Raw genomic sequence first — 12935 nt, 5'->3', positions numbered from 1 at the left:
TCGCTCGGTGACGACGTCCGAGCAGCGAGCGACAACGGGGAGTGCCCATGGTGGAGGCGTCGGGGGAGCGGGCCGTCGCGTTCGGCGGGAGCGCGCGCAATGCCGCCACCGGGGATCACGTCACGCAGATCGACACGCAGATCGACCATGCGACCGTACTGCCGGCGGAGGCCTTCCGGCCGATGGGCGAACTGGACAACCGGCTGGTGAAACTGCCGGTCCCCACCAGACTCTTCGTGGGGCGGGAACTCGAACTCGGCCTGCTGGACCAGGCGGTGGGCGCGTCGGAGGTCGTAGCCGTGCACGGTCTGGGCGGCATCGGCAAATCCACGTTGGTGGCGCACTGGGTCCGGGCGGACACGGCCGACGCCAACCCCGTGTGGTGGATCGCCGCCGACAGTCCCACCGCGATCGACGCGGGCCTGACCGGGCTCGGTATGGCCATGCAGCCGGAACTCGTCGACGTACTGCCCCCACAGACCTTGCGGGAGCGGGCGGTGCAGTGGCTCGCCACACATGAGGGGTGGCTGATCGTTCTCGACAACGTGAGTGATCCGGCCCATGTGGCACCGTTGCTGGAGCGCGCGCCGGGCGGGAGGTTCGTGATCACCAGTCGACGGGCGACAGGGTGGCACGGGGCGGCCACCTGCGTGGACCTGGACGTCCTTGACACGGCACACGCGGCCGAACTGTTCGGGCGTATCTGTCCGGCGGGCAGGGCTGGGGCGCCCGAACTGGTGGGAGAGCTGGGCAACCTGCCGCTCGCGGTGGAGCAGGCGGCGGCGTTCTGCCGGGAGACGGGCACGTCGGCGGAGCGGTATCTGGAGATGCTCGCCGAGTACCCGGCGGACATGTTCGCGGCGTCGGCCGAGGGCGGGGACCCGGAACGGACGGTGGCCCGGGTGTGGCGTGTGACGCTGGACCGGCTGGACGAGGGTGACCTCACGGCGGGCGTTCTGCTGTCCGTGCTGGCCTGGTACGCGCCGGACGCGATTCCTCGGACTGTGCTGGAGGCCGGGGCCAGACCCCTGGAGGTCGCTCAGGGGCTCGGGCGCCTCGCGGCCCACAGCATGATCGCGATGCAGGGCGACACGATCTCCGTCCACCGCCTGGTGCAGGCCGTCGTCCGGACGCTCGGTGGGGAGCAACCGGCGGAGGCCGAGTTCATCGCTCTCGCCCGGAACCACGCGATACGACTGCTCCTCAAGGCCCTGCCGGAAGACTACGAAGACGTCGGTTCCTGGCCGACGTGGCGCTCCCTGCTGCCGCATGTCCAAGCGCTGGCCGACCAGGTGGCACCGGACGAGGACATCGAAGAGCTTGGCCGGCTGGCGAACGAGACGGGAATGTTCCTCTGCGGCCAGAAGGCTGTGCGGGAGGCGGTACCGCTGCTGGAGCGCGCTCACAACATCTGCGTACGGTTCCTGGGGTCCGAGAACCCCAACACGCTGACGGTGGCGAGCAACCTCGCCCAGGCATACGCGGAGGCCGGTGATCCAGGCCCCGCGATCGCTCTGCTGCAGCGGGTCTGCGAGGACGGCCGACGGGTTCTGGGCGTGGGCAGCCCCGAGTTCGCGGTGCTCCTCGGCAACCTGGGCTCGGTGCACTATGCGGCCGACGATCTGGACACGGCGATCGAGCTGCATGCCCGATCGGTAGAGATGCTGCGGAACACCGTGGGGAGAGATGACCCCCGCACCTTCCGGGCCCGGGGCAACCTGTTGAACGACCTGATCTCGGCGGGCCAGGGCGAGCGGGCGGTGACCGTGATGGAGGAGTACGTGGAGGACGCGGTACGCCGCCACGGCGAGGACCATCCGGCCACGCTGAACGCCCGCAACAACCTGGCCGGGGCTTACCAGGAATCCGGCCACCTCGATCAGGCCATCGCACTTCTGCGGCGCAACGTCGCCGATCGCGAGCGCCTTCTGGGCCGGAGCCACCCGCAGACCTTGCTGTCACTGAACAACCTCGGCGGCGCGTACCACCGGGCGGGACGAACGAGTGAAGCCATCTCCGCATACCAGGAGGCCTGGGAGGGGTACGTGCGCTCACTCGGCGAGGACCATCCCAGTACGCGCAAGGTGCGCGACAACCTGGTGGACACCACCCACGAGGCGGCCCACCTCGAAGCTCCACCCCTCCAGTGACCTCCGCGCTCGAGTGACCTCCCCCACTTTTGGACTGCCCCGCACTCCCACCGGGCAGGCACCACCCCGGAGCGGCCGAACCCCATGATCTCCGTCGAAGAAGCCGGGTGAAATTCGGTGGACGCCCGGAGAAAACCCAGGTGATCACAGGGTGAGCGGGACATCTCACCATGCGGTACCAGGGAAGGGATATTCGGCCGCTCGTTAGACTGAGCCGACCGCCGCAGCACGTTCGACGACGCGGGAACGACGTAGGAACCGCGTACGAGTGCGTGTGCATGTGCGGAAATTAGGGACTGAAACGGAGCGAGGAGCGCACGTGGGCCTTGTCGTGCAGAAGTACGGAGGCTCCTCCGTAGCCGATGCCGAGGGCATCAAGCGCGTCGCCAAGCGGATCGTGGAAGCGAAGAAGAACGGCCACCAGGTGGTCGTCGTCGTTTCCGCGATGGGCGACACGACGGATGAGCTGATCGATCTCGCCGAGCAGGTGTCACCCATGCCTGCCGGGCGTGAGTTCGACATGCTGCTGACCGCCGGAGAGCGTATCTCCATGGCGCTGCTGGCCATGGCGATCAAAAACCTGGGTCACGAGGCCCAGTCGTTCACCGGCAGCCAGGCAGGCGTCATCACCGACTCGGTCCACAACAAAGCCCGGATCATCGACGTCACGCCGGGGCGCATCCGTACCGCGCTGGACGAGGGCAACATCGCCATCGTCGCCGGGTTCCAGGGCGTCAGCGCGGACAAGAAGGACATCACCACCCTCGGCCGCGGCGGGTCGGACACGACCGCCGTCGCGCTGGCCGCCGCGCTGGAGGCCGAGGTCTGTGAGATCTACACCGACGTCGACGGCGTCTTCACCGCCGACCCGCGGGTCGTGAAGAAGGCGAAGAAGATCGACTGGATCTCCTCCGAGGACATGCTCGAACTGGCGGCGTCCGGTTCGAAGGTGCTGCTCCACCGCTGTGTCGAGTACGCCCGCCGCTACAACATCCCGATCCACGTCCGCTCGTCCTTCTCCGGACTGCCGGGCACCTGGGTCAGCAACGAGAAGCCAGAGTCGCAAGGGGACCACAAGGTGGAGCACGCCATCATCTCCGGAGTCGCCCACGACGTCTCCGAGGCCAAGGTCACGGTCGTCGGCGTCCCGGACAAGCCGGGCGAGGCCGCCGCGATCTTCCGCGCCATCGCGGACGCCGAGGTCAACATCGACATGGTCGTGCAGAACGTGTCCGCCGTGACGACCGGTCTGACGGACATCTCCTTCACCCTTCCCAAGACCGAGGGCCGCAAGGCCATCGACGCCCTGGAGAAGAACAAGGCGGGCATCGGCTTCGACTCGCTGCGCTACGACGACCAGATCGGCAAGATCTCCCTGGTCGGCGCGGGCATGAAGACCAACCCGGGCGTCACCGCCTCCTTCTTCGAGGCCCTCAGCGACGCCGGCGTGAACATCGAGCTGATCTCGACCTCCGAGATCCGCATCTCGGTCGTCACCCGCGCCGACGACGTCCCCGAGGCCGTGCGCGCCGTGCACACCGCCTTCGGGCTGGACTCCGACAGCGACGAGGCCGTCGTCTACGGGGGTACCGGGCGCTGATGGCCCTCATCCACGGAGGCGGCGGTCGTTGATGGCTGTCGATGCCGGGCGCGCCGGCAGGCCGACGCTGGCGGTCGTGGGCGCGACCGGTGCCGTCGGCACCGTCATGCTCCAGATCCTGTCCCATCGGGCCGACATCTGGGGCGAGATCCGTCTGATCGCCTCCCCGCGCTCGGCCGGCCGCAAGCTGGCCGTGCGCGGGGAGCAGGTCGAGGTGGTGGGTCTCACCGAGGGCGCTGTGGAAATTTTCGACGGGGTCGACGTCGCGCTGTTCGACGTACCCGACGAGGTCGCGGCGCACTGGGCGCCGATCGCCGCCGCCAAGGGCGCGGTCGTGGTGGACAACTCGGGCGCCTTCCGGATGGACCCGGAGGTGCCCCTCGTCGTCCCCGAGGTCAACGCGCACGCCGCCCGCGTCCGGCCGCGCGGGATCATCGCCAACCCCAACTGCACGACCCTCTCCATGATCGTGGCGCTCGGCGCGCTGCACGCCGAGTTCGGGCTGCGCGAGCTGGTGGCCTCCTCGTACCAGGCGGTCAGCGGTGCGGGGCGGGCCGGCGTGGAGACCCTGCGGCAGCAGATCGCCCTGGTCGCCGGTACGGAGCTGGGGACCACCCCCGGTGACGTACGGCGGGCCGTGGCCGACACCGGGCCGTTCCCCGAGCCGGTGGCGCTGAACGTGGTGCCGTGGGCCGGGTCGCTGCGCGCGGACGGCTGGTCCTCGGAGGAGATGAAGGTCCGGGACGAGTCCCGCAAGATCCTCGGCCTGCCGAAGCTGCCGGTCGCCGTGACCTGCGTACGGGTGCCGGTCGTCACCGCGCACTCCCTCACCCTGCACGCCCGCTTCGAGAACGAGGTCACGGTCGCCAAGGCCCGCGAGATCCTCGCCACGGCCCCCGGGGTCGTCCTCTACGACGATCCGGGCGCGGGGGAGTTCCCCACCCCCGCGGACGTGGTCGGCACCGACCCGACCTGGGTCGGGCGCGTACGCCGGGCCCTGGACGACCCGACGGCCCTGGAGCTGTTCGTCTGCGGCGACAACCTGCGCAAGGGCTCCGCCCTGAACGCCGCGCAGATCGCGGAGCTGGTGGCGAAGGGCGCCTAGCCCGGGCCCTCGGCCCTCACCTCCTCCACCCCGGCCCAGGGACCCTTGTCGGTGGCGGCGTGTAAGTTCTTCGAGTCGGCGGTTCGGCGGACGGAGAATTTCCGGCCGTGCCGTCGTCGGTTTCCGGGTTGATTCAGGCCTCCCGGTGATCGAGGATTTTTTCTCCCCGTCCGCCGCAACCGCGCGGCGGACGGGGAGCGTCTTTCACGGGCGCCCTTCGGCGGGGCTGGGCGCCGACACTCTGGCTTAGGGGAAGAGCTGGTACGCATGAGGGCGTTCGACGTGCTGTCCGGTGTTCGGCGGGCCGTACCGGCAGCTGAGCGCAGCGTGCCGTCGGGCGCGCCTGTCGCACCGGCTCGCGCATGGGTCACGCGGACACGTGTGCGATCTGACGCAAAAGAGATGGCTGCCACGTACAACCCCGACGGGGGGTCGCGGGTCCAACTGGCGTGGCAGAGGTACTCGAATTCACCGCGGCACAGACGAGGGGCACCACCCTTCGTCCACCCCGCCGTCCCCGCTTGCCCGGTTCGGCCGGCGGCATGCCGGTGATCGCGCCGATGCCCGCGGCGCGGCCGACCCGCATACCCGGCCAACGCGACGGCGCGGACGACACGTCGACGGTGCCGGCCTCCGGCACGACGGTCGACCATCTCACCGAGACCTACCGCGCCCACTACCGCTCGCTTCTCGGGCTCGCGGCGCTCCTCCTCGACGACACCGCCTCCTGCGAGGACGTGGTCCAGGAGGCCTTCATCCGCGTGCACTCGGCGCGCAAGCGTGTCCGCGAGCCGGAGAAGACGCTCGCCTATCTGCGCCAGACGGTCGTGAACCTCTCGCGCTCCGCCCTGCGCCGCCGCATCCTCGGTCTGAAGCTGCTGTCGAAGCCGATGCCCGACATGGCGAGCGCGGAGGAGGGCGCGTACGACCTGCTGGAGCGCGACTCCCTCATCAAGGCGATGAAGGGCCTGCAGCGCCGCCAGCGCGAGGTCCTCGTGCTGCGCTACTTCGCCGACATGACCGAGGCCCAGGTCGCCGAGACCCTCGGCATATCGCTCGGCTCGGTCAAGGCGTACGGCTCCCGGGGAATCGCGGCACTGCGCGTCGCCATGGAGGCGCCGGCATGAGCACGCACGGCAAGGGCGACGGACCCGACAGTCGCGACGGGCAGGACGGTTGCGACGGACGGGACGAACTCGGCGCCCGCAGGCGCGCCTCGTGGGGGCGCCGGGACGACGACGAACGTGCTGAGGAGCGCGGGGAAGCACCCGCGCGAGAGCGCGGGGAAGCACGCGCTGAGCGCGGGCAGGACGGGCGCGTCGGGGGGCGCGGGCTCGAAGAGCACGAAGAAACGCAATCGCACGCTGGGAACGGAACTGTGAATCACGGCCCCGAAGAACAAGGCCCCCACCCCAAGGGCCGGCATCTCGAAGGCCGCACTCCGGACGATCCGCCGGTGGTGGACTCGGCCGGGGCCGCGCGGTCCGAGGATGCGCGGTCCGAGGATGCGCGGTCCGAGGACCGGCCCGCGGAGGACCAACCTTCGGACGGCTCTCCTTCGGGGGGTACTCCAGGGAGTGCACCAGGGAGTGCACCGGGGAGTGTTTCGGGGAGTACGAAGGACTCGGGCGCGGACCTCTCGGCCGAGGGTTCCGCCCGCGCGGCCGACCCGGGGGCCGACGACTCGCTCCTGAGCGCCCTGCGGTTGGGCGGCGCTGGTTCCGGCGGCTCGGGGCCGGACGGCTCGGGGCCGAAGGCGACCGGCGGATTCGAGCCGGACGACGAGCTGGTGCTGCGCAATCTGCTGCAGCGGGCGGTGTCGGAGATCGAGCCCAGGGACGGCACGCTGGAGCATCTGCGGCGGGCGGTACCGGCGAGGCGGGCGCGCAAGCGGCAGGCCGTCGTCGGCATGGCGGCCGCCGCGCTCTTCATCGGCACGGCGATCCCCGCCCTGATCCACGTCTCCAACTCTCCCGGATCCGACCTCGACACCACCATCACCGGCAACGGCTCGCACACGCAGGGGAGCGACGGCGACACCAAGGGACAGACCGGCGGACAGAACGCCTCGGGCGGCACCTCCGGCGGCTCCAAGGACTCCGGCAAGGGCAGCGGCAAGGGCAAGGACGACAAGGGCAAGGGCGAAGGCAACGGCACCGTGGGCGGCGCCCAGCCGTCGCCCACGAGCGCTGCCTCCGCCCTGTGCACGTCGACCCAGCTCGGCGGTGGCGGCAGCGTGGGCGCACCGGACTCCAGCGGCGCCGTCTACGGCTCGTTCCGCGTGTCCAACGTCTCCGGCACGAGCTGTACGGTCACCGGCTCGGGCAGTGTGGGTGCCACCCCGCAGGGCGCCGCGGACTCCTCGAAGATCACCGTGGCGGCCCATGTCACCGGGGACGCGGCGGTCGCACTGCCCGACCCGTCGCTGTCCCCGACGCAGCTGACGCTGGCGCCGGGGACGGCGTACGAGGTGCGGTTCGCCTGGGTGCCTTCGGAGCCCTGCCCCACCAGCAGTGGCGGTACGACCGACGGCGGCGCCACCGGTGGCACGGATCCGTCACCGGACCCGACGCCCACGGGGGAGGCGACCCCTCCGGGCACCACCACCGACGGCACCAACTCCGTCTCCACGCAGCTCCTCACCGAGGACGGCACCATCGACGGCAGTGTCATCGTCTCGCACACCACCGCGGGCGGTATCGCCACCTTCACGACGGGCGTCGGCAACGCCTGCGCGGGCGTGCTCTACTACACGGGCCTGCTGGCGGGCGCCTGACCTGCCCGTACGGCCACCGGAGGAGCACCGCCGCCGAACCGCGCGGTGCTCGCCGGGTACGGCGGTGCCGTGGTCCCGTGCTCCGGTGGTGCGTGTCGGTACGTCGGTTCCAGCGGCACGCCGGTCCTGCATGGCCGGTCTTGCACGACCGGTCCTGCCTGGCCGGTCCTACCTGGCCGGTCCTACTTGGCCGGTTCCGCCTCCCGCGGGAGGGCTTCGTCGGCGCGGGCCTCGTCCGGGTCGTCCCCGGTCGTCTCGACGAGGCCCAGCTCCGCGTCCCGGATGAACTCGACCTCGCGGCGGAGCAGCCGGAACCACATGAAGACGACGAAGCCGGCGAAGACGAACCACTCGCCGGTGTAACCGAGGTTCTGGAAGGCCTTGAGGTCGAGCCCGGTGTCCTGCGGGGCGGTCGCGGGCACGGCCTTCATGCCCGAGTCGGCCTTGTCGAGCGTGATCCAGGCGTCGTACAGGTCGTCCGGCACGAGGTTCACCAGCGCCGCCGCGCTGATCGCCGACGTCTGCCCGGCCGGGAGCCCGCCCTGCACGGGCACGCCGTTCGATCCCGGGGTCTCGGACGCCTGCAGCGAACCGGTGACGGTGACCTCCCCGGAGGGCGCGGCCGGGACGCGGCCGGCCTTCGCGGCGCCGGGCAGCCAGCCCCGTACGACGGGCAGGGCCTTGCCGTCGCCGGTGCGCAGCAGCGTCAGCACGTAGAAGCCGTTCCGGCCGTCCAGTTCACGGTTCGGCACGAGGAGCTGCTCGCCGTACCGTCCGGTGACGGTGGCCAAGGCGCCCGAGGTCTCCTTGTCCACCGGCAGCAGTTCCGTCAGCGGGCGTGCCGGGGCCCGGTCCGCCGGGTCGATCCGCTCGGTGGCCGCGCGATGGTCCTGCATCCGGTCCTCGAAGCGGCTCAGCTGCCACGACCCCATGAACACGCAGAAGGGGATGGCGAGCAGCACGAAGACGTTGATCCCCCACCATCGGGGCGTCAGCAGAAACCGGTACACGCCTTCCACCGTACGGTGCCCGCGCCGGTCGCCGGGCTGCGGGGTCGGCCCCCGCGGCCCGCGGTGTCACCCGCCTCAGTACCGCTCGACGAGGTGCTCACGCCCGGTCGGCGGCTCGTACGGCTCGGGCCAGAAGTCGGTGACGGCCGCTATCCGGCCGTCGTCGTCCCCGGTGAAGAAGGAGATCGCGTACATCTCCTCCAGCCCGACCGTGACGTGCGTCCAGCTGACGACCTGCCCCGGTTCCGCGACGATCCGATCGATCCTCGCGTGCCAGTCGCCCGGGTACTCCCGGTTGAACTCCACGTACCGCTCCCTGCCGCGTATCCGCTCCCGCGTCTGCGGCAGCTCGTACACGACGTCCTCGGCCAGCGTCTCGGCGAACGCGGCCCAGTCCCGGCCCTCGGCGGCGGCCCAGAAGCGCTCGACGGCCCGGCGCAGACCGGTGTCTGTGGTAGTTGAGGTCATGGGGCGAGTCTGCACCCGGCCACTGACAATCGGCCCGGCCGAACCGCTCCCGCGGCGGTCGCGGGCCGAAGTTATCCACAGGCTGGGGGCCTCGGCGGCACATTGTCGTGTGGGCGGGGCAATATGGGGCCATGACTGAGAGCAACGGGGCCACCCCGCAGCAGCAGAGCGGATCCATGCCCGACTGGGAGAAGCGGTTCCGGGCGCCGAGGGTGTCCCTGCCCGACTGGGCGGAGGACGCGCCGCACCGCTCGCTGTTCGTCTCCAACGCCACGGGCACGTACGAGTTGTACGCGTGGGACCGCGCCACCGGCGAGCAGCGCCAGGTCACGAACCGGGCCAACGGCACGACGGACGGCGTGCTCTCGCCCGACGGCGAGTGGATCTGGTGGTTCGACGACAAGGACGGCGACGAGTTCGGCGTCTGGCGCCGTCAGCCGTTCCACGGCGGCCCGGACGAGGAGGGTGCCCCGGGCCTGGACCCGTCGTACCCGGCGGGCCTGGCCCTCGGCCGCGACGGCCGCACGGCGATCGTCGGCCGCTCCACCGACGAGGAGGGCTCCACGATCCATCTGTCCCGGCAGGGCGAGGCCCCCGTCGAGATCTACCGCCACCGCGAGTCGGCCGGCGTCGGAGACCTCTCGCACGACGGCTCGCTGATCGCGATCGAGCACACCGAGCACGGCGACGCGATGCACTCTGCGCTGCGCGTGGTCCGGCCGGACGGCAGGACGGTCGCCGAGCTGGACGACACCAAGGGCGGCACGATCGAACTGGGCCTGGAGGTGCTGGGCTTCGCCCCCGTGCTCGGTGACACCCGGCTGCTCATCGGCCATCAGCGGGGCGGCCGTTGGGAACCCCTCGTGTGGGACGTGTCCTCGGGCGAGGAGACCGACCTCGGCCTCTCCGGCCGGCTGGAGGGCGACCTGAGCGCCGAGTGGTATCCGGACGGCTCCGCCCTGCTCGTCGCCCACAGCTTCGAGGCCCGCAGCGAGCTGTTCCGCTACGACCTGGCCTCCCGTGCCCTGGAGCGCGTGGACACGCCACGCGGCACCGTCTCCGGGGCCACGGCCCGCCCCGACGGCAGCGTCGAGTACCTGTGGTCCTCCGCCGCCGAGCCGCCGGTCGTCCGCTCCACCACGGGCGGGGTCGTCCTCGACCCGCCGGGTCTGAAGTCACCCGGCTCGGTGCCGGTGGAGGACGTCTGGGTGGACACACCCGGCGGCCGCGTCCACGCCCTGGTCCAGCGCCCGGCCGGGGTCGACGGCCCGTATCCGACCGTCTTCGACATCCACGGCGGCCCGACCTGGCACGACAGCGACGCCTTCGCGGCGGGCCCGGCCGCCTGGCTGGACCACGGATACGCGGTCGTCCGAATCAACTACCGGGGCTCCACCGGCTACGGCCGCGCCTGGACCGACGCCCTCAAGCACCGGGTCGGCCTGATCGAGCTGGAGGACATCGCCGCGGTCCGCGAGTGGGCGGTGACCTCCGGTTTCGCCGACCCGGACCGGCTCGTCCTCACCGGCGGTTCCTGGGGCGGTTACCTCACCCTCCTCGGTCTCGGCACCGAGCCGGACGCCTGGACCCTCGGCATCGCCGCCGTCCCCGTCGCGGACTACGTCACCGCGTACCACGACGAGATGGAGGCGCTCAAGGCCATGGACCGCACCCTCCTGGGCGGTACGCCCGAGGAGGTCCCCGAGCGCTTCGAGGCCTCGTCACCCCTGACGTACGTCGACGCGGTGAAGGCCCCCGTCTACATCTCCGCCGGTGTCAACGACCCCCGCTGCCCCATCCGCCAGATCGACAACTACGTCGACCGGCTGGCCGGGCGGGGCGCCGTCCACGAGGTCTACCGCTACGACGCCGGCCACGGCTCCCTGGTCGTCGACGAACGCATCAAACAGATCCGCCTGGAACTGGACTTCGCCGAACGCCACCTGGGGGCGCGCACCTGACGACCCCGGCACCTCGTGCCCCCGCGCCCCCGAAGGGCGCGGGGGCACGGCCCCTCACGCGGCCGCCAGTACCTCCTCCCTCTCCTCCCGCTGGACCTCCTCCGCTGCCGCCAGCAACGCCACGAGAGCGGCCCGGGCCCGGGCCACCCGTGAGCGCACCGTGCCGATGGGGCATCCCGTCAGGTCGGCCGCGTCCTCGTAGGACAGCCCCAGCATCTGGGTGAGGACGAACGCCTCCCGCCGCTCCTCGGGCAGCGCGCCCAGCAGATCGGTGAGCGCCACGCCGTCGTCGAAGCCGGGCAGTCCGCGCGGCTGGGCGTGCTCGACGGCGAGGCGCCAGTCCGGTACGTCGGACAGCCGGGGCCGGGCCGCCGCGTGCCGGAAGCTGTCGGTCACCGCCCGCCGGGCGATGGACAGCAGCCATGTACGGGCGGAGCAGCGCCCCTCGAACCGGTGCAGGCTGCCGAGCGCCCGCAGGAAGGTGTCCTGGGCGAGGTCGTCCACCGCCTGGGGATCGGCGCAGAGGTGGGCGACGAACCGCTGGACGTCACGGTGCAGCGCGCCCACGAACCGCTCGACGGCCTCCGGGTCCCCGCCGCGTGCGGCCAGCGCCCAGGCGGTTATGGACTCGTCGGTCGCGGACCGGGAGGCCTGCGGGACCGACGCGGGCAGGGGAGTAAGGGTGATCACCTGGTGTCCTTCTCGGGTCATCCGTGATCCGGACCACCGACACGGGCAGGGGCACGGGGGCGCACACGGTGAGACAGCCGTCCACGTCGTCGTCAGGGCAGCCGTTCCGTTCGGGAGGAGCGGGTGACGGTCGCCGAGCGTGTGGGAGAACGTGTCGGGGAGCGTGTGCGCGCGTACGTGGGCACGCGTCCGGCGGTCCGGTGAGGAAGGGGGCGGCCGTACGGCACGCGCGGAGGCGGGCGGTGTACGGCCGAAGCCCGAAGCGGGAGCCGTGTGTCGGCCGCTGCCTCGGGTCACCGGCTGTCGTCAGATGACAGCGGTCCCGGCGGGCGGACCCCGAGAGGTGATCGCGTGGACGAGAAGGAGGCGGCGCGGCGAACGGTCCGCACGCCCGCGCCGTACCCGCGGGCGCGGCCGCTCCGCGGCGAGGGGCAGAGCGAGCGACAGACGCAGGGGTGCGGCCAGCCGGCCGGCCACGGTCCGCAGCAGCCCGAAGGCCGCGCGTTCGCCGTACGCCAGCCACAGCCCGCACAGCAGCGCCGCGAGCAGGTGCGCGGCGAGCATGCCGGACGAGGACGCGTACAGGGACGCGAGCGAGGACATGAGCGACGAGGAGGACGCGGACGAGCCGTCCAGGAGGTACCCGGTGTGGTCCACATGACCCAGATGACCGGCCGCACCCATGGGGACCGTGTGAGTCAGGTGGGCGGAACCCATGTCCATGAGGTCCGCCGACCCCGTGGAGCCCCTCCCGCTCATCGAACTCATCGCGTCCGTACGGCCGTTGACGGCCGTCGTGGTGGGCGACTGTGCCAGTTCGAAGCCCTGGTGGAGGGCTGTCTGTGCGGCGACCACGACGGACGTGATCAAGGGGAGGCCGCGCTCACGCCCGGCCAGGCACCAGCCGACGGCCCCGGTCAGGACGGCCCCGGCGACCATCGCCCACCAGGGGACATGCCTGCCGGACATCAGCACGTGGCCGAGGGCGGCGAGCAGCACACAGACGGCCGCGAACATCGCGGCGCGTGTCGTGCGCGAACCCCACCCTGCGGTCATGGCGCCCCATCCTCGCATCCGGACACCGCCGTCACCCCGTCCCTCTTGAGTACGGATTTCCACCCGTCGTCGCACTCACACCGCCAACTGTGATCCGGATCACTGAGGAACCGGTCGTG

At 71.5% G+C, this 12935-nt stretch carries 10 protein-coding genes; 6 read left to right on the top strand and 4 right to left on the bottom strand.

Translation table 11 applies throughout. The annotated features are described in order from the left end of the window. Positions 1 to 47 precede the first annotated feature (47 nt). The 5 genes from ACWCRJ_RS15065 to ACWCRJ_RS15045 all read left to right on the top strand — a co-directional run bounded on the left by ACWCRJ_RS15065 (position 48) and on the right by ACWCRJ_RS15045 (position 7631). The gene (locus tag ACWCRJ_RS15065) at positions 48 to 2150 is read left to right on the top strand and encodes a tetratricopeptide repeat protein (protein WP_450939688.1); all 2103 of its coding nucleotides are present in this window, start codon (positions 48 to 50) and stop codon (positions 2148 to 2150) included. Between the two features lie 319 nt (positions 2151 to 2469). Beyond that, positions 2470 to 3750, top strand: coding sequence for an aspartate kinase (locus tag ACWCRJ_RS15060; RefSeq protein WP_005483785.1), 1281 nt, complete (start codon positions 2470 to 2472; stop codon positions 3748 to 3750). A 31-nt stretch (positions 3751 to 3781) separates the two neighbouring features. Further along, complete coding sequence (locus ACWCRJ_RS15055; protein WP_450939687.1) at positions 3782 to 4855, top strand: aspartate-semialdehyde dehydrogenase; 1074 nt, start codon at positions 3782 to 3784, stop codon at positions 4853 to 4855. Between the two features lie 449 nt (positions 4856 to 5304). Continuing rightward, complete coding sequence (locus tag ACWCRJ_RS15050) at positions 5305 to 5982, top strand: SigE family RNA polymerase sigma factor (RefSeq protein WP_450939686.1); 678 nt, start codon at positions 5305 to 5307, stop codon at positions 5980 to 5982. A gap of 578 nt (positions 5983 to 6560) precedes the next feature. Continuing rightward, complete coding sequence (locus ACWCRJ_RS15045) at positions 6561 to 7631, top strand: hypothetical protein (protein WP_450939685.1); 1071 nt, start codon at positions 6561 to 6563, stop codon at positions 7629 to 7631. A 182-nt stretch (positions 7632 to 7813) separates the two neighbouring features. Here ACWCRJ_RS15045 and ACWCRJ_RS15040 read toward each other — a convergent pair whose 3' ends face one another. Together ACWCRJ_RS15040 and ACWCRJ_RS15035 are read right to left on the bottom strand one after the other, a co-directional pair. Continuing rightward, positions 7814 to 8641, bottom strand: a complete 828-nt coding sequence (locus ACWCRJ_RS15040; protein WP_450939684.1) for an SURF1 family protein — start codon at positions 8639 to 8641, stop codon at positions 7814 to 7816. Between the two features lie 75 nt (positions 8642 to 8716). Beyond that, a complete protein-coding gene (locus ACWCRJ_RS15035) occupies positions 8717 to 9109 on the bottom strand; it encodes a nuclear transport factor 2 family protein (protein WP_450939683.1) in 393 nt (130 codons plus the stop codon). A gap of 131 nt (positions 9110 to 9240) precedes the next feature. Between ACWCRJ_RS15035 and ACWCRJ_RS15030 the strand changes: the two genes are divergently transcribed. Continuing rightward, positions 9241 to 11070, top strand: coding sequence for a prolyl oligopeptidase family serine peptidase (locus tag ACWCRJ_RS15030; protein ID WP_450939682.1), 1830 nt, complete (start codon positions 9241 to 9243; stop codon positions 11068 to 11070). Positions 11071 to 11124: 54 nt separating this feature from the next. Here the strand turns inward: ACWCRJ_RS15030 and ACWCRJ_RS15025 are convergent, their stop codons facing one another. Beyond that, positions 11125 to 11781 carry a sigma-70 family RNA polymerase sigma factor gene (locus ACWCRJ_RS15025; protein ID WP_450939681.1) on the bottom strand — a complete coding sequence of 219 codons (657 nt, stop codon included), beginning with the start codon at positions 11779 to 11781 and terminating at the stop codon, positions 11125 to 11127. 285 nt (positions 11782 to 12066) lie between these two features. Then, positions 12067 to 12816 carry a hypothetical protein gene (locus ACWCRJ_RS15020; RefSeq protein WP_450939680.1) on the bottom strand — a complete coding sequence of 250 codons (750 nt, stop codon included), beginning with the start codon at positions 12814 to 12816 and terminating at the stop codon, positions 12067 to 12069. Positions 12817 to 12935: the final 119 nt, after the last annotated feature.

It is taken from the genome of Streptomyces sp. NPDC002324 (assembly GCF_053593335.1).
The sequence above is the reverse complement of the archived record's forward strand: the minus strand, read 5'-3'. Positions and strand labels throughout refer to the sequence as shown.

Coding starts and splice junctions, on each gene's coding strand:
- ACWCRJ_RS15030 (WP_450939682.1), top strand. CDS start 9,241: ATGACTGAGAGCAACGGGGCCACCCCGCAGCAGCAGAGCGGATCCATG.
- ACWCRJ_RS15020 (WP_450939680.1), bottom strand. CDS start 12,816: ATGACCGCAGGGTGGGGTTCGCGCACGACACGCGCCGCGATGTTCGCG.
- ACWCRJ_RS15025 (WP_450939681.1), bottom strand. CDS start 11,781: ATGACCCGAGAAGGACACCAGGTGATCACCCTTACTCCCCTGCCCGCG.
- ACWCRJ_RS15035 (WP_450939683.1), bottom strand. CDS start 9,109: ATGACCTCAACTACCACAGACACCGGTCTGCGCCGGGCCGTCGAGCGC.
- ACWCRJ_RS15065 (WP_450939688.1), top strand. CDS start 48: ATGGTGGAGGCGTCGGGGGAGCGGGCCGTCGCGTTCGGCGGGAGCGCG.
- ACWCRJ_RS15055 (WP_450939687.1), top strand. CDS start 3,782: ATGGCTGTCGATGCCGGGCGCGCCGGCAGGCCGACGCTGGCGGTCGTG.